Raw genomic sequence first — 15,907 nt, forward strand, 5'->3', positions numbered from 1 at the left:
CCGCCCGTCCCCGGGTCAGCGGGTGTCGCGGACCGCCACGATGCCGTTGAACACGCCGACGTACGCCGTGCCGTCGGGGCCGAGGGTGATCGGCGCCCAGTTGTTGTCGTACAGCGGGCCGGTGCCCGTCAGCCGCCGCCAGCGGCGCTCACCGGTGCGGAAGTCCACCGCCGTGAGGTACCAGGCGTCGATGCCCCAGACGTTGGGCTCCTTCTCGTAGAAGTAGAGCAGCCCGTTGCCGGTGGAGAGCTTGGGGACGACGGACGGGGAGCGGATCGCGCTCTCCCAGACGGTGTCGCAGCCGCTGCCGTCGGGGCGGACGTCGATACGGCTGACGCCGCCGGTCACCGACTTGCCCAGCAGCAGCGAGGTCACGTTCTCGTAGCCGTAGTTGTTCTCGACGACGATGCTGTTGCCCCAGGTGATCAGGGAGTTGTCCGTGGTGGAGGCGCCGGAGCGGAAGACGGGCACCGCGCAGACCAGCCGCCGGCCGTCGGGGACGTCGGTGCCCCGCCGGTAGACCAGGACGTTCATCCGGTCGTCGGCGTTGTCGGTGATGGCGACGTAGCCGTCGCCGAAGAGGTCCGGGGTGGTGCCCGAACCCTGGTTCACGGAGCCGGGTTTCGTCCCGGTGCCGCGGTCGTACGTCTCGCGCCACTGCACCCGCGGGGTGCCGTCGGCGGTGGCGCGGAAGCTGTACAGGGCGTGGTCGCTGACGATGGAGACCCCGTCCTCGGCGACCGAGAAGGAGTTCTGGATCTCCTCGCCCTCCAGCCGCACCGAGCGGATCCGCCCGGTCCCCGGCTCCACGGTGCCCACGCGGCCCTGGCGGGTGACCCACCAGATGAGCCCGTTCCAGTCGGGCATGACGGAGGTGACGGGGTCGCAGGTGCCGCTGGGCCACAGGTTGGTCCAGCCGGCGCAGTCGTGCGGGACCTGGCCGGTGAGGTCCCAGTCGTCCGCCACGGTGAACGTCCAGCTGCCGTCGGGCTTCTGGGAGTGGGCCAGGCGCAGGACGTGCTGGCGGGAGTCGGCCAACACGGCGCGGTCCTCGTTGTCGAGGTAGAAGTAGGCGCCGCCCGAGGTGTCCTTGAAGATCTTCGAGAAGTCGAGCGAGGTGATCGCCTCGACCGTCGAGGAGCGCTGCGGGAGCTGGTACTCCGCGAGCGTGGCGAGCGTACGGGGCTCCAGGAGCTTGACCTTGAAGCCGGAGAAGGTGCCGCAGACGGTGACCAGGCGGCCGCCCGCGTCGAAGGTGGCGGTGGCGCACTCGCCGCCGAGTGCGGCGATCTTCTCGCTGGCGACCTCCGGGTCGCGGCCCAGCGGGCCGGACCACGGGGTGGTGGCGCTGCCGCCCGCGTCGGCGTGCATACCGCTGCGGCCGTTGGGCGCGAGGAAGGGGTGCTGTGGCGGGGCGGTGCCGGGCAGCGGGGCGGCGGTCGCGGGGGCGCCCTCGTAAGGGCTGACCAGGCGGTGGCCCGGGGCCTGGGGGATCTCCTCGGCACGGGCCGGGGAGGCGGTCCCCGCGAGGACCGTCAGGGCGGCGAGGGCGGGGACCACGGCGCAGTTCAGCGTTCTTCGGAACATCCGGGCGTCCTCCTTCTCTTGCGGTGTTGTTGACCTCGTGTCTGATATCGCGCCGCCGCCCGACGCTAGATCGCACCGCCCGAGGAGTCCATGGAAGGAGGGGATGGTTCATGAACGCGCAACAACGCAACCACGCAGCACGCAGCAACCGCTCAACCGCGTTCGATATCGCTCCAGTTGACGGTGCGGTCGCACCAGCGGCCCAGCAGCACCGGATCGTGCCCGACGGCGAGGAGTGCGGCGCCGGTCTCCCTGCGGTACTCCTCGACCACGCCGACGAGGGCGGCGGCGGTGGAGGCGTCGAGCATCGCGGTCATCTCGTCGCAGACCAGCCGGCGCGGCCGCAGCACCAGGGCCCGGGCCAGGCAGGCGCGTTGCAGCTGGCCGTCGCTGACCTCGTGGGGGCGCCGACCGAGGAGGTCCGCCCCGAGGCCGACCCGGTCGGCCAGGGCCTCCACCGCCGCGTCCGCCTCTTTACGCCGGCCCGTGGCCCGGAGTGGTTCCGCGACGAGGTCGCGCAGGCTGAGGCGGGGGTCCGCCGAGAGCCGGGGCTGCTGGAAGACGACCCCGGTCGCGATGCGCAGGGCGCGCGGGGCCCGGTAGCGGAAGCCCGTCACCGCGCGGCCGTCGACGGCCACCGTCCCCCGGTCGGGCCGGTGCAGCAGGGCGGCGACCCGGGCCAGGGTGGACTTGCCGCAGCCGCTGGGCCCGAGCAGGCCGAGGGCCTCGCCGGGGCGCAGGGCGAGGTGCGCGTCGCGGACGACGGGGTCGCGGCGGCCGTAGCCGGCGGTGATGCCGTGGAGCTCAAGCACGGTGGCAGGCCACCCCTTCGGTGAGCGGGGGCCGGACGGTCCGGCAGGTGGGGTCGGCGAGGGCGCAGCGGGGGGCGAAGGCGCAGCCGGGCGGCAGGTCGCCGAGTGCGGGCGGGGCGCCCGGGATCGGGGTGAAGGCCCGCTCGGGCAGGGCGTCGAGCAGACCGCGGGCGTACGGGTGGCGGGGTCCCGGGGCGCCGAAGAAGGCGTCGGCGGGGGCGAGTTCCACGATGCGGCCCGCGTACATCACGGCCACGGTGTCGGCGACGCGCTGGGCCGCGGCCAGATCGTGGGTGATCATCAGCAGGGCCCGGCCGGCGTCCCGGGTGTGGGCGCGCAGCTCGTCGGCGGTGCGCTCGACCAGCCCCCGGTCGAGGCCGGTGGTGGGCTCGTCGGCGAGGAGCAGGGGGGCGTCCCCGATGAGCGCGAGGGCGGTGGCCGCGCGCTGGGCGAGCCCGCCGGAGAGCTGGTGGGGGTGGTGGTCCAGGTGGCTCGCGGGGAAGGCGGCCCGGGCGGCCGCGGCCTCGGCACCCTCGCGCGGGGTGCGGGAGCCGGTGAGTTCCCGGACGGTCTCCTCCAGGTGGGAGCGGACGGTGCGGACGGGGGTCAGGTGGGCGGCGGGACTCTGCGGGACCAGGCCGACGCGGCGGCCCCGTACGCGGCGCGCGAGGGTGGCCTCGTCGGCGGCGAGCAGGTCGAGGCCGTCGGCGAGGAGGGCGGACCCGGCGGTCTCGGCGTTGCCGGGGAGCAGCCCGAGCAGGGCGGAGGCCAGGACGGACTTCCCGCAGCCGCTCTCCCCGACGAGGACCAGGCACTCCCCCGCCGCCAGCCGGAACCCGGCGTCGGAGACGGCCTCGACGTACCCGCCGCCAGCCGTCCGGAACCGCACGCGGAGCCCGCGCACGCGCAGCACGTCACCGCCGGCGCTCACCGCACCGGACTCCCGCGTCCGTCCCGGCTGCCCGGCCCCTGGTGCGCATCCGGGCGGGGGCGGGGTGCGGTGGTGGCGGGTCACAGGGTCAGCTCCGAGCGTCGGCGGGGGTCGAGGCGGCTCTGCCAGGCGGCCGCGAGGCCGGCGAGGGCCAGGGTCGGCAGGATCAGCAGCAGGCCGGGGAAGAGCGTGGGCCACCAGTCGCCGGCCAGCAGGGAGCCTCGGCCACCCTGGACGAGGATGCCGAGACTGGCCTGGTGGGCGGGCAGGCCCAGGCCCAGGAAGGACAGGGCCGACTCGTGCCACATCGCGTGCGGAACCATCAGCACCGCCGCCAGCCCGGCCTGCGGCAGGACGCCGGGCAGCAGGTGCCGGACGGTGACCCGCCACCGCGAGGCACCCCCGGAGACGGCCGCGTCCACGTACGGGCGGGCGCGCAGCGAGAGGACCTCGGCGCGGACGATCCGGGCGGTGGACAGCCAGTGGGTCACCGCCACCGACGCCACCACCGGCCAGATCCCGGGCCGGAACAGGGCGACGAAGAACACGCCCAGCAGCAGGTGCGGGACGGACGACAGGGTGTCGACGGCCCGCATCAGCAGCCGGTCGCTCCAGCCGCCCAGGGCCCCGGCGGCCGCCCCGACGGCCGTGCCGACGACGGTGGCGACGAGCGCCGCGACCAGGCCGACGAGCAGGGAGACCCGCAGCCCGTGGAGGCAGCGCAGCAGCAGGTCCCGTCCCACGTCGTCGGTGCCGAAGGGGTGCGCCCAGGAGGGCGGCAGCAGTTTCGCGGAGAGGTCCACCGCCTGCTGGTCGAGCGGGACCAGCGCGGGCACCACCAGCACGGCCACGGTCAGGGCCGCCGCGAGGGCGGCCGGGGCGCGCCCGTACGACGTACGGACGGGGCGGCGGCCGTGCGACCGCCAGGCCGGCGCGTCGGCGGGTTCAGCCATCGAAGCCCACTCTCGGGTCGGCGAGTCCGTACAGCAGGTCGGACAGCAGGTTGCCGGCCAGGACCGCGGCCGTGGCCAGGACGGTGAGCGCGGCCAGCAGGGGGAAGTCCACCGAGGTGGCCGCCTGCACGGTGGCGGCGGCGATGCCGGGCCAGCTGAAGACGGTCTCCACCAGCAGGGCGCCGGTGATCAGCTCGGGCACCCGGGAGCCGATGAGGGTCAGCACGGGGAGCATCCCGCAGCGCAGGGCGTGCCCGAGCAGGACCCGTCGCCGTGACAGGCCACGGGCGCGGGCCCCGCGGACGGGGTCCTCGTCGAGGGCGCCGGCGACTCCCTGGCGTACGTACAGGAAGAACCAGGGCAGTTGGGAGAGGCCGAGCACCAGCGCGGGCAGCACCAGGTGCGAGGCGACCTGGCCGGGGGTGACGGCGTCGGCGGCCGCGTCGGTGAGCCCGCCGGAGGGCAGGACGCCCAGCCGGACGGAGAACACCCAGACGGCCAGCAGCCCCAGCCAGTAGGCGGGGGCCGCCTCCAGGGTGTAGGCGAGGGCGCTGAGGGCGCGGTCGAGGGCTCCGCCCCGGCGGTGCGCGGCGAGCACGCCGAGGCCCGTACCGAGGAGGAGGGCCAGGGCGAAGGCGCAGCCGGCGAGCAGCGCCGACCAGCCCAGGCGCTCGCCGATGGCGTCGGCGACGGGCTCGCGCAGGACGGCGGAGTCGCCGAGGTCGCCGGTGAGGGCGGAGGTGAGCCAGTCCCACCAGCGGTCGAGCAGCGGCCGGTCCACCCCCAGGTTGGCGCGCAGCTGGGCCAGTTCGGCTCCGGAGGCGGTGAGTCCGGCGGCGCCGGCGTAGGCCCGGACGGGGTCGAAGGGGGAGAGCGCGGCGACGGTGAAGACGCCGAGGGTGACGGCGAGCAGGACCGGGACGGCGGACAGGAGCCGCCGCCCGGCCATCCGGGCCATCGGCCCCCAGGGCGGGTGCGGGGCGCGGGCGGTCACTTCTGCTTCGGCTTCCAGCTCTCCACGTTCCACCAGGGGCCGGAGCCCAGGCCGTGGTCGTGCGGCTCCACCTGGGTGGACAGGCCGTCCCACCGGTCGGAGACCACGTAGAGGTGGTCGATGTGGGTGAGGAAGACGTAGCCGGGGTCCTTGGCCAGCTCGCGCTGGACGGTGTCGTACGCGGCCTTGCGGACGGCCGGGTCGCCGCTGGTGCGGCCTTCGGCCACGGCGCGGTCGACGGCGGGGTTGGCGTAGCGGGCCATGTTGTTGAAGCCGTCGCCGGCGAGGGAGGAGGTGAGGAGCTGGTACTGGTCGAAGTCGGGGTCGGCCGGGGAGCCGCCGCCGGCGAGGACGGCGTCGGTCCTCATCCGGGGTTCGATGACCTCCCAGGTGCCGGCCTCGGTCTTCACCTCGATACCGGCCTTCTTGGCGTCGGAGGCGAAGGCCAGCGCGTGGTCCTGGCGGATCTTGTCGCCGGAGAGGTACCAGAGCGGGAAGGCGGCGCGGACCCCGTCCTTGACGCGGATGCCGTCCGGCCCGGTCTTCCAGCCCGCCCCGTCGAGGATCCGCCGGGCGCCGTCGAGGTCGTGGGGGCGTTCGGTGCCGGGGGCGAACCAGGGGCTGTCGGTGGGGACGGGGCCGTAGGCGGGCTTGCCGGCGCCGTCGAGGAGGGCTTCGACCATGGCCTTGCGGTCGACGGCGAGGTCCAGGGCCCGGCGGACCGCCCCGTCACCGGTGACGGGGTGCTGGGTGGGGAGGGTGACGTCGCGGTAGTCGAAGGTCCTGGCGGCGTAGGTCCTGCGGGCGCCGTCCCGGGCGAAGCCGCGGGCGAGGTCGGGCGGCAGGATCGCGGCGTCGAGCTCGCCGGAGCGCAGCCGGGTGGCGCGGACGTCGTCGTCCTTGATGACCGCCATGGTGAAGTGCTTCACGGCGGGCTCGCCGCCCCAGTAGCCGGGGTTGGCCTTGAAGCTGAGCTTCTCTCCCTTGGACCAGCCGGTGAGCACATAGGGCCCGGTGCCCACGGGACGGGTGGTGAACTCCCCGCTGTTGACGTCCTGGCGGCCCGCGACGTGCTCGGGCGCGATGGGCAGGACGGTGCGCTCGGCGAAGGGGGCGTAGGGGTACTTGAGGGTGAACACGACCCGGTCGGCGCCCTGGGCGGTGACGCTCTGGAGGGCGTCGAGCTCCGTGCGGGAGGCGTTGTTGGTCCTCGGGTCGAGGATGGTGCGGTAGGTGAACTCGACGTCGCGGGCGGAGAAGGGCTCCCCGTCGCTGAACTTCACGCCCCGGCGCAGGGTGTAGGTGTAGGTGCGGCCGTCGGCGGAGACCTCGGGGAGGGCCTCGGCGAGGGCGGGCTTGAGCTTCATGTCCGCGTCGTGCGTGAGGAGCCCGTCGAAGATCTTGGAGTTGCCGTCCTTGCCGTAGCCGAGGAGCGGGCTGAGGGTCTCCGGTTCGGTGGCGATGCCGACGACGGCGGAGTCGGCCGCGGCGGGGGCCGGGGGGTGCGAGCAGGCCGTGACGCCCGTGATGAGTGCGGTGGCGAGCGCCGCGCCGGCGGCTCCCCGTACGTTCCGGGCGGTCATGCTGTGCACATCCCTGTTTAAGATCATCCGTTATTGCAAAGAGCTCGCAATAATGCCAGACGAGATCAGAAGAAGACGAACCCGGTCATACGGACGCCGATTCCCGGCCACCGGGGTCTTGTCCCGCCGCTCCGCCCGTGCCATATATGTCTAGACCTTTACGAGAGCACGAGACCACGTACGAGGAAGGCACCCCGTGCGACCCACCACGGCCCCGCGCCGCGCCGGGGCGTTCCTCGCGGCGCTCGCCCTCGCCCTGGCCGCCGCCGCCCTGACGGCCTGCGGCGCGGACGCGGACACCACGCCCCCGCACTCCCCCGGCGGGCTCACCGCCCAGGCGGGCAGCGCCACTTCGGTCCATGTGATGTGGGAGGCGGCCGCCCCCGCCGACGGGGTCACCGGCTACCAGGTCTTCCAGGGCGGCCGGCTGGTCCGGGAACTGGCCGCCGAGAAGACCATGGTGGACATCACCGGCCTCACCCCGCGGAGCGCCTACGCCTTCACCGTCCGGGCCCGCGACGCCGCCGGGAACCGCTCCGCCCCGAGCGCCCCCGTACGGGTCGACACCCCCGCCGCGCGGGCCGAGGACCACCAGGCGCCCACCGCCCCGCCCACCACGGCGGGCCACGCCGAAGGCGCCCGGCAGGTCCGCCTGACCTGGACCGCGGCGACGGACGACACGGGCGTGACGGCGTACGACGTCTACCAGGGCGGGGTCCGGATCCACACCGCCGGCGGCGCGGAGAGCGCCACCACCCTGACCGGACTCCAGCCCGGCACCGCCTACTCCTTCACCGTCCGGGCCCGCGACGGCTCCGACAACAGCTCCCCCGACGGTCCCGCGGCGGCCGTGACCACCCCCGGCGACCCGTCGCAGGGCCCGGACACCGCGCCCTCCGCGTTCACCGCCTCGGTCTCCCCCGGCACGGTCGAGCTGGCCTGGACCGCCCCCGGCACCGGCCGGGAGACCTCCGAATACCAGCTCTACGTCAACGACCGGCCCGTCACCGTCATCCAGTTCGGCGCCGGAGCCGTACCGCGGGGGCGGGTCACCTACCGGCTCACCACGACCGAGCCGGCCGGCACGGCCTGGGCCCTGAAACTGCGCGCCCGCCTGCCCGACGGCACCTGGGGCGCCTTCTCCCAGGAGCAGCGGATCACCCTGCCCGGCTGAGGGCGCGGCTCCGGTCCACCGCCACCGATCCGGCCCGAACGGCACGGACGGGCAAGGAGATCGCGCACAATACAACCGTGTTCGGTGAGTACTCGGTCAACCACAGTCAGGCAGGTGCCACCGGCGGCGACCGTGCGTCAGAATCTGACGCCGTGCCGGGAAACCTTCCAGCGGAGACGGCGAGCTTCGTCGGCCGCGAGGCCGAACTCGCCCGCCTCACGGGGCTGCTGGACCAACGCAGACTGATCACGCTGACCGGCGTGGGCGGAGTCGGCAAGTCCCGCCTCGCCCTGCGGGCCGCCGGCCGCCCCGGCCGGACCCGGCCCGACGGCGTCTGGTGGGTGGAGCTCTCGCCGCTGCGCGACCCCGGACTCCTGACCACCACCCTCGCCCACACCCTCGGCCTGACCCTCGGCCTCGCCTCCCCGGACGCGCACTCCCTCGACGAGGAACTGTGCGCGTGGATGGCCGACAAGAGCCTGCTCATCGTCCTCGACACCTGCGAACACCTGGTCACCCCCGTCCGCCACCTGGTGGGCGAACTCCTGCAGTCCGCACCGGGCCTGACGGTGCTGGTGACCTCCCGCGAACGGCTGGGCTCCCCCGGCGAGACCGTCGTCGAGGTCCGCCCGCTGCCCTGCGAGGGCCCCGACAGCGACGCCTTCGCCCTCTTCCGGGCCCGCGCCCTGTCCGCCGCCCCGCAGACCGCCGCCGACCTCGCCGATCCCGCCCGGGCCGCCCTCGCGGCCGAGGTCTGCCGGCGCCTGGACGGCATCCCGCTCGCGCTGGAACTGGCCGGAGCACGGCTGCGGTTGTGGACGCTGGAGCGGATGGCACACCTGCTGAGCGCCCGCTTCGAGGTGCTCTCCGACAGCACCCGCGCCGCCCTTCCGCCCCGGCACCGGACCCTGCGGACGGCGATCGGCTGGAGCCACGAGCTGTGCGAGCCGCTGGAACGGCTGCTGTGGGCCCGGCTGTCGGTGTTCACCGGGGACTTCGACGCGGCCGCGGCCCGTACGGTGTGCGCCGGCGGACCGCTGCCCGCGTCGCGGGTGGAGCGGCTGCTGGAGGGCCTGGTCGCGAAGTCCGTCGTCCGCCGCTCCTGGGAGCGGGGGTCGGGCCCCCGCTACCGGATGCTGGACACCGTTCGCGAGTTCGGCCAGGACTGGCTCGCGGAACTGGACGAGGTACGGGCCGTCGCGGACCGGCACGCCCACTGGTACGCCGCCCTTTCCCGGACCGCCGAGCAGGGGTGGATGGGCCCGCAGCAGGTGGACTGGTACCGCAGGATGAGCACCGAGCACGCGCAGCTGCGCACCGCCCTGGAGCACCTGCTCGGGGCGGATCCCGAGGCGGCCCTGGAGATGGCCGGGGCCCTGTGGTTCTTCTGGTTCTCCTGCGGCCACCTCCGGGAGGGCCGGGGCTTCCTGGAACGGGCCCTGGCCCAGGCCGAGCCGACCGGGGCCGCGCACGCCCGGGCGCTGTGGGCACTGGGCCTGACGATGCTGCTCCAGGGCGACATGGGGGCGGCCCGGCTGACGGGCATCGCGTGCGTACGGGCCGCGGAGGCCCTCGACGACCCTGAGGAGCGGCTGCGCGCCGCCTACCTGCGCTCGGTGTCGCTCCTGATGCCCGGCGACCCGGTCCGGGCCCTCGCGCTGGCGGGGCCCCCGGCACGGACGGCCCACGGCGGCGCGGGCAGCGGTGCGGGAGCACTGCTGTGCCAGCTGGTGAGCGCGTACGCCCTGTGCGACCTCGGGCGCTTCGAGGAGGCCGCCGAGGAGGCGCGGGGGCTGCGCGAGGCGTGCGTGGAGCGGGGCGAGCGCTGGCTGCGGGCGTACGCGGACTACGTCCTGGCCTTCGCGGCGCTCGGGCTCGGCCAGTACGGGGAGGCCGCCCGGCACGTACGGGCGATGCTCTCGGGCAAGCGGCTGCTGGGCGACCGTTTCGGCATCGCGATCGGCCTGGACCTGCTCGCGGCGGCGGTGGCGGCCCTGGGCGACGGCGAGCTGGCCGCGCGGCTGCTCGGCAACGGGCACGCCTGGTGGCGCACGGTGGGGCGGCCGCAGATGGGCTCGCCCTCGCTGACGGCCCTGCGGGACCTCGGCGAGCGGCAGGCCCGGGCGGCGATCGGCGACGCCGCGTACGAGACGGCGTTCCGGTGCGGTGCGGCGGCGCCCACCGGATGACGTACGGCCGGTGGGCGGCCAGGGGCGGAGGCTCCCGTCAGTACGGGAGGGTTCTGCCCGACGGGGTGCGCAGATCCAGGTCTCGGGGGGCGGGCTTGGGGACGGGCTTGCGGATCAGCTGCTGGCGCATGCTGCCTCCTGGCTCAGACCAGGGCCGGGCGACGGGGTTCGACCGTCCGGCCTTCGGGGAGCAGTTCCCCGGTGTCGTCGAAGACCACCACGCCGTTGCAGAGCAGGCTCCAGCCCTGTTCGGGATGGAAGGCCACGGTGCGGGCAGCGTCGCGCTGGGCGCTGTCGGCGGGCGGGCAGGGGGGCTGGTGGGAGCACATGGCGCACCTCCTCGCAGTGTGGGGCGGGAGGGCCGGTGGTCACCCGGTCGATTCCGCGATCCACGGTGGCGGCGAGTATGTCCGATCGCCGCCCCCGGACGGAACCCGTATTCGAGGTCGAGTTCAGGGTGTGTATGCCCGCTCACCATGCGCTCATACCCCGGATACGGATCTTCTCGGAGGCGGCCGGAGCCGCCCGCCCCGCAATCCCGGGGCGGACGCCGCCGCAAACCGGGCTGATCACCACAACTCGGCCGCCCCAGACGCCCCGGTGAGTGGCGGGGATCACACCGGCCCCAGCCGCTGGGGGACGCCCCTTCGGACCCCCGGGCGCGTCCGCGGCGGGGCGGCCCCGCCCCCCGGAACCGCGGCTAGCGGATCGGCATCCCGGAGAGCGTCCGGGCGATCACCAGGCGCTGGATCTCGCTGGTGCCTTCGAAGATCGTGTAGATGGCCGCGTCCCGGTGCATCCGTTCCACCGGGTACTCCCGGGTGAAGCCGTTGCCGCCGAGGATCTGGACCGCCTGGGCGGTGACCTTCTTGGCCACCTCGCTCGCGTAGAGCTTCGACATGGAGCCCTCCGCCGAGGTGAAGGGCTTGCCCGCCACGGCCATCCACGAGGCCCGCCACACCAGCAGCCGCGCGGCGTCGATCTGGGTGCGCATGTCCGCGAGCTGGAAGGCCACGCCCTGGTTGTCGATGATCGGGCGGCCGAACTGGGTGCGGGTCTTCGCGTAGTCGAGGGCGACCTCGTAGGCGGCCCGGGCGGTGCCGACCGCCATCGCGCCGACGGCCGGCCGGGACGCCTCGAAGGTGGCCATGGCCGCGTTCTTCACACTCCCTCGGCTACCGCCGGGAGGTGCCCCCACCCCGCCGCCGGCCCTGGCCTTCTCGCGGGCGCGCGCGAGCCGCTCGTCGAGCTTCTCCTTGCCGCCGAGCAGGCAGGAGCCGGGGATCCGTACGTCCTCCAGTACCACCTCGGCCGTGTGGGAGGCGCGGATGCCGTGCTTCTTGAACTTCTGGCCCTGCGAGAGGCCCGGGGTGCCCGGCGGGACGATGAAGGAGGCGTGGCCCTTGGTGCCCAGCTCGGGGTCGACCACGGCGACGACGATGTGGACGTTGGCGATGCCGCCGTTGGTGGCCCAGGTCTTGGTGCCGTTCAGCACCCACTCGTCCTTGGCCTGGTCGTAGACGGCCCGGGTGCGCATGGCGCCCACGTCGGAGCCGGCGTCCGGCTCGGAGGAGCAGAAGGCGGCGACCTTGACGTCCTCGGGAGTGCCGTACATCTGCGGGATCCAGGTCCCGATCTGCTCCTCGGTGCCGTTGGCGAGGACGCCGATGGCCGCGAGTCCGGTGCCCACGATGGACAGCGCGATACCGGCGTCGCCCCAGAAGAGCTCCTCCATGGCCATCGGGATGCCCAGACCCGTCGGGTCGAAGAACTGCTGGGCGTAGAAGTCGAGCGAGTAGATGCCGACCTTGGCGGCCTCCTGGATGACGGGCCAGGGGGTCTCCTCGCGCTCGTCCCACTCGGCGGCCGCGGGCCGGATCACGTCGGCGGCGAAGCCGTGGATCCAGTCGCGGACCTGCGTCTGGTCCTCGTTGAGCTCCATGGTGAACTCCGCCATGTCCCCTCCAGCTGTCGCGCACGGCCCTGAGGCCCGGTCCGGCAGCCGCACCCCCATGGGTTACTGCCGGTAACATTATCGGTGGCCACAGTCTGTTACCGGCCGGTAAGGGCTGTCAAGCGCCGCCGGTTCGGCCGTCAGGGTGTGCGGGGTGTTACGTTGCGTGGGCGTCACGGACATCGCAAGGGCGGGGAGAGAAACACAGTCATGCAGACCACCCAGGAGGCCGCGGCCGGAGAGCCGGGAGCGGGCGAACGCCGCCGGCGCGAGCTGCTGGAGGCGGCGGAGCGCGTCGTCCTCAGGGACGGCCCGAAGGCGTCCATGAACGCCATCGCGGCCGAGGCGGGCATCACCAAGCCCATCCTCTACCGGCACTTCGGCGACAAGGCCGGGCTCTACCAGGCCCTGGCCGTCCGGCACACCGACGCCCTGCTCGACTCGCTGCGGGCCGCGCTGGACGCCCCCGCCGAGCGCCGCAGCCGGGTGGAGTCCACCCTGGACACCTACCTCGCCGCCATCGAGGCCCGCCCCCAGGTGTACCGGTTCCTGATGCACCCCGCCGAGGACTCGCAGAGCTCCGAGCGCGGCTTCGACGTCGGCCTGCACTCCGCCCCGCTGCTGCGCCGGCTCGGCGAGGAGCTGGCGAAGGTCGTCGGCGAACGCGTCGACCTCGGGCCGGGCGGCGAACAGCTCGCCCGGATCTGGGGGCACGGCATCGTCGGCATGATGCACGCCGCCGGTGACTGGTGGCTCGGCGAACGCCCGTGCTCCCGGGCCGATCTGGTGGCGGGCCTGACCGACCTGCTCTGGGGCCGCCTGGCCACCGCCGGCAACCGCGAGGACGGTCCCGGGTTCTGAGCCGGCCCGCGGGACCGGGCTCGGGGCCGGCCTACTTCCGCCCGGCCTCCTGGCCCCATGAGGTCTTGCGGATGGCCCGGCGCAGCAGGCGGGCGCGCAGCCCGGTCACCCGGTCCGCGTAGACGGTGCCGTCGAGGTGGTCGCACTCGTGCTGGAGGCAGCGGGCGAAGAACCCGGTGCCCTCGATCCGCACCGGGGCCCCGTCGGAGGTGACCCCCTCGACGACCGCGCGGTCGAAGCGGGCGGTGCCCGCCTCCAGACCGGGCAGGGACAGACAGCCCTCGGGCCCCAGGTACTCCTCCCCGCCGGCCTCCACCAGACGGGGGTTGACGACGTGGCCCACGTGGCGGACGTCCTCGTCGTCGGGGCAGTCGTAGACGAAGACCCGCTGCCCGACGCCGATCTGGTTCGCGGCGAGACCGACCCCCTGGGCGGCGTACATCGTGGCGAACATGTCCTCGATGAGCCGGTCGAGTTCGGGGCCGAAGGCGGTGACCTCCGCGCAAGCGGAGTGGAGCACCGGATCGCCCAGCAGGCTCATGGTGCGGACGAGTCCGGTGGTGCCGGGGAGGGGGCGCTGTCGCATGGCCGTAAGGGTACGACGGGCGACTATATGAGGAGATCCGCGGCTGACCGGGGGCGCCGCGGTCAAGGCTCCGGCCGGTACTGGATAGGCTGGGGCGACCGACGCTAGGAGGACAAAGGACGATGGCAGGCAACACGGAGCCGCTTTCGCCGCGGGCCAAGCTGGCCGTGACGGCGGGCAAGGCCGCGGCGGCGGTGTCGCGGGCCGCGGGACGCGGAAGCGGATCGGTGATCGGCGGCAAGGTCGCGCTCAGGCTGGACCCCGATCTCCTCGGCGCGCTGGCGCAGCATCTCGATGTCGTCCTCGTCTCCGCGACGAACGGCAAGACCACGACGACCCGCCTGATCGCGGAGGCCCTGCGGGCCAGCGGTCCGGTCGTCTCGAACGCGCTGGGCGCGAACATGCCCGCGGGCATCACCTCCGCCCTGGCCGGCGGCTCGGACGCCAAGTACGGCGTCATCGAGGTGGACGAGAAGTACCTGGCCGGGGTCGCCCGGGACGTCACCCCCAAGGTGATCGCCCTGCTGAACCTCTCCCGCGACCAGCTGGACCGCGCGGCCGAGACCCGCATGCTCGCCGAGAAGTGGCGCGAGGGGCTCCAGGGCTCCAAGGCCGTCATCGTCGCGAACTGCGACGACCCCCTGATCGTGTGGGCGGCGTCCTCGTCGCAGACCGTCGTCTGGGTCGCGGCCGGCCAGGAATGGAAGGACGACGCCTGGTCGTGCCCCTCCTGCGGCGGTGTCATGCAGCGCCCGGGCGACGACTGGTTCTGCGGCGAGTGCGGCTTCCGCCGCCCGACCCCGACCTGGGTGCTCTCCGGCGACCACGTGCTGGACCCGCACGGGAGCGCCTGGCCGATCCACCTCCAGCTGCCCGGCCGTGCGAACAAGGCGAACGCCGCCACCTCGGCCGCCGTGGCCGCCGTGTTCGGTGTGCCCCCGCAGGTCGCGCTGGAGCGCATGTACCAGGTCCAGGCCGTCGCCGGCCGCTACGACGTGGTCACCTTCCAGGGCCGTGAGCTGCGCCTGCTACTCGCGAAGAACCCGGCCGGCTGGCTGGAGACCTTCTCGCTGATCGACGGCCCGCCGGCTCCGGTGGTCCTCTCGGTGAACGCCCGCGGCGCGGACGGCACCGACACCTCCTGGCTGTGGGACGTGGACTACCCGCGCCTCGCGGGCCACCCGATCTTCGTGATCGGCGACCGCAAGCTGGACCTGGCCGTCCGCCTGGAGGTGGCCGGCCTGGACTTCCGCGTCTGCGAGACCCTCGACGAGGCCGTGCAGCTGGCGCCGCCCGGGCAGATCGAGCTGATCGCCAACTACACCGCCTTCCAGGACGTGCGCCGCCGCGTCGGCAACTAGCGCCCCGTCAGAACCGCAGAGGACAAGAGCATGAGCGACAACAGCCTGCGTCTGGTGTGGGTCTACCCCGACCTGCTCAGCACGTACGGAGACCAGGGCAACGCCCTCGTGGTGGAGCGCCGCGCCCGCCAGCGCGGCCTGGACGTGCAGCGCGTGGACGTGCGCAGCGACCAGCCCATCCCCACCTCGGGCGACATCTACCTGATCGGCGGCGGCGAGGACCGGCCGCAGCGGCTGGCCGCGGAGCGGCTGCTGCGCGACGGCGGCCTGGAGCGGGCCGTCTCGAACGGGGCGATCGTCTTCTCCGTCTGCGCCGGGTACCAGATCCTCGGCAACGAGTTCGTCAACGACATGGGCGAGCGCCAGCAGGGCCTGGGCCTGCTGGACGTGGTCACCGTGCGCGGCGAGGGCGAGCGGTGCGTCGGCGACGTGCTCGCCGACATCGACCCGCGGCTGAACCTGCCGCCGCTGACGGGCTTCGAGAACCACCAGGGCGTCACGCACCTGGGCCCGACGGCCAAGCCGTTCGCCCGGACCCGGCTGGGCCGGGGCAACGGCACCGGCGACGGCACCGAGGGCGCGTACAACGACACCGTCTTCGGTACGTACATGCACGGCCCCGTGATGGCCCGCAACCCGCTGATCGCGGACCTGCTGCTGAAGCTGGCCCTCGATGTGAACGCGCTGCCGGCCATAGACGACCGCTGGTACGAGGCGCTGCGCGCCGAGCGCATCGCGGCGGCCACGCAGCCCGCGTAAGGCCCTCCAGGGGCCGTCCACGCACCCTCCGCACGGCACGCCCGTCCGGCCCGGATCCCCTCGGGGGTCCGGGCCGACGTGCTTTCGTACGATCTTCCGTTTGGTGTGTCCTTCCTGTGGAGGATGGTTCAGTCCACCGGGGATCCGCTTGTAGGCTGACCAG

General features: G+C 74.0%; 14 protein-coding genes. 5 read left to right on the top strand and 9 right to left on the bottom strand.

The genetic code is table 11. The features are described 5' to 3' along the window. Positions 1 to 15: 15 nt before the first annotated feature. From ABZ716_RS21150 to ABZ716_RS21175, 6 genes are all read right to left on the bottom strand, one after another. Positions 16 to 1,587 (bottom strand): hypothetical protein, encoded by a 1,572-nt coding sequence (locus ABZ716_RS21150; protein ID WP_358960802.1) that lies wholly within the window; start codon positions 1,585 to 1,587, stop codon positions 16 to 18. A 152-nt stretch (positions 1,588 to 1,739) separates the two neighbouring features. Next, a complete protein-coding gene (locus tag ABZ716_RS21155; protein ID WP_358960805.1) occupies positions 1,740 to 2,399 on the bottom strand; it encodes an ATP-binding cassette domain-containing protein in 660 nt (219 codons plus the stop codon). Then, entirely contained in the window at positions 2,392 to 3,330 is a 939-nt protein-coding gene (locus tag ABZ716_RS21160; RefSeq protein ID WP_358960807.1) for an ABC transporter ATP-binding protein, read from the bottom strand. Before ABZ716_RS21160 ends, ABZ716_RS21155 begins: the two co-directional genes overlap by 8 nt. An 80-nt stretch (positions 3,331 to 3,410) precedes the next feature. Next, positions 3,411 to 4,283: an ABC transporter permease gene (locus ABZ716_RS21165; protein WP_358960809.1), complete on the bottom strand. Its 873-nt coding sequence runs from the start codon at positions 4,281 to 4,283 to the stop codon at positions 3,411 to 3,413. Then, the gene (locus ABZ716_RS21170) at positions 4,276 to 5,241 is read right to left on the bottom strand and encodes an ABC transporter permease (protein WP_358960905.1); all 966 of its coding nucleotides are present in this window, start codon (positions 5,239 to 5,241) and stop codon (positions 4,276 to 4,278) included. The genes ABZ716_RS21165 and ABZ716_RS21170 overlap by 8 nt, the downstream gene beginning before the upstream one ends. 32 nt (positions 5,242 to 5,273) lie before the next feature. Continuing rightward, positions 5,274 to 6,860 carry an ABC transporter substrate-binding protein gene (locus tag ABZ716_RS21175; RefSeq protein ID WP_358813595.1) on the bottom strand — a complete coding sequence of 529 codons (1,587 nt, stop codon included), beginning with the start codon at positions 6,858 to 6,860 and terminating at the stop codon, positions 5,274 to 5,276. Between the two features lie 196 nt (positions 6,861 to 7,056). On the opposite strand from ABZ716_RS21175, the gene ABZ716_RS21180 reads away from it, so the two are divergent. Next, positions 7,057 to 8,034 (top strand): fibronectin type III domain-containing protein, encoded by a 978-nt coding sequence (locus tag ABZ716_RS21180; RefSeq protein WP_358960811.1) that lies wholly within the window; start codon positions 7,057 to 7,059, stop codon positions 8,032 to 8,034. 152 nt (positions 8,035 to 8,186) lie between these two features. Continuing rightward, positions 8,187 to 10,223, top strand: coding sequence for an NB-ARC domain-containing protein (locus tag ABZ716_RS21185; protein WP_358960813.1), 2,037 nt, complete (start codon positions 8,187 to 8,189; stop codon positions 10,221 to 10,223). Positions 10,224 to 10,366: 143 nt separating this feature from the next. Here ABZ716_RS21185 and ABZ716_RS21190 read toward each other — a convergent pair whose 3' ends face one another. After that, positions 10,367 to 10,552: a DUF5999 family protein gene (locus tag ABZ716_RS21190; RefSeq protein WP_351888067.1), complete on the bottom strand. Its 186-nt coding sequence runs from the start codon at positions 10,550 to 10,552 to the stop codon at positions 10,367 to 10,369. A gap of 371 nt (positions 10,553 to 10,923) precedes the next feature. Next, a complete protein-coding gene (locus ABZ716_RS21195) occupies positions 10,924 to 12,180 on the bottom strand; it encodes an acyl-CoA dehydrogenase family protein (protein WP_358960816.1) in 1,257 nt (418 codons plus the stop codon). A gap of 207 nt (positions 12,181 to 12,387) precedes the next feature. Here ABZ716_RS21195 and ABZ716_RS21200 point away from each other — a divergent pair, with 207 nt between their 5' ends. Continuing rightward, complete coding sequence (locus ABZ716_RS21200) at positions 12,388 to 13,038, top strand: TetR family transcriptional regulator (RefSeq protein WP_358813599.1); 651 nt, start codon at positions 12,388 to 12,390, stop codon at positions 13,036 to 13,038. 31 nt (positions 13,039 to 13,069) lie between these two features. Here the strand turns inward: ABZ716_RS21200 and def are convergent, their stop codons facing one another. Beyond that, positions 13,070 to 13,624, bottom strand: a complete 555-nt coding sequence (gene def / locus ABZ716_RS21205; protein WP_351888077.1) for a peptide deformylase — start codon at positions 13,622 to 13,624, stop codon at positions 13,070 to 13,072. A gap of 122 nt (positions 13,625 to 13,746) precedes the next feature. On the opposite strand from def, the gene ABZ716_RS21210 reads away from it, so the two are divergent. After that, positions 13,747 to 14,985, top strand: coding sequence for a MurT ligase domain-containing protein (locus ABZ716_RS21210; protein ID WP_351888080.1), 1,239 nt, complete (start codon positions 13,747 to 13,749; stop codon positions 14,983 to 14,985). 30 nt (positions 14,986 to 15,015) lie between these two features. Further along, complete coding sequence (locus ABZ716_RS21215; RefSeq protein WP_351888083.1) at positions 15,016 to 15,744, top strand: glutamine amidotransferase; 729 nt, start codon at positions 15,016 to 15,018, stop codon at positions 15,742 to 15,744. Positions 15,745 to 15,907: the final 163 nt, after the last annotated feature.

Origin of the sequence: Streptomyces sp. NPDC006687 (assembly GCF_040636215.1) — a bacterium.
Lineage (GTDB): Bacteria > Actinomycetota > Actinomycetes > Streptomycetales > Streptomycetaceae > Streptomyces.

Bases quoted from the DNA above. Each gene is read 5' to 3' on its own strand.
- ABZ716_RS21175 (WP_358813595.1), bottom strand. From the start codon at position 6,860: ATGACCGCCCGGAACGTACGGGGAGCCGCCGGCGCGGCGCTCGCCACC.
- ABZ716_RS21190 (WP_351888067.1), bottom strand. From the start codon at position 10,552: ATGTGCTCCCACCAGCCCCCCTGCCCGCCCGCCGACAGCGCCCAGCGC.
- ABZ716_RS21210 (WP_351888080.1), top strand. From the start codon at position 13,747: ATGGCAGGCAACACGGAGCCGCTTTCGCCGCGGGCCAAGCTGGCCGTG.
- ABZ716_RS21150 (WP_358960802.1), bottom strand. From the start codon at position 1,587: ATGTTCCGAAGAACGCTGAACTGCGCCGTGGTCCCCGCCCTCGCCGCC.
- ABZ716_RS21165 (WP_358960809.1), bottom strand. From the start codon at position 4,283: ATGGCTGAACCCGCCGACGCGCCGGCCTGGCGGTCGCACGGCCGCCGC.
- ABZ716_RS21170 (WP_358960905.1), bottom strand. From the start codon at position 5,241: ATGGCCCGGATGGCCGGGCGGCGGCTCCTGTCCGCCGTCCCGGTCCTG.
- ABZ716_RS21195 (WP_358960816.1), bottom strand. From the start codon at position 12,180: ATGGCGGAGTTCACCATGGAGCTCAACGAGGACCAGACGCAGGTCCGC.
- def (WP_351888077.1), bottom strand. From the start codon at position 13,624: ATGCGACAGCGCCCCCTCCCCGGCACCACCGGACTCGTCCGCACCATG.
- ABZ716_RS21215 (WP_351888083.1), top strand. From the start codon at position 15,016: ATGAGCGACAACAGCCTGCGTCTGGTGTGGGTCTACCCCGACCTGCTC.
- ABZ716_RS21200 (WP_358813599.1), top strand. From the start codon at position 12,388: ATGCAGACCACCCAGGAGGCCGCGGCCGGAGAGCCGGGAGCGGGCGAA.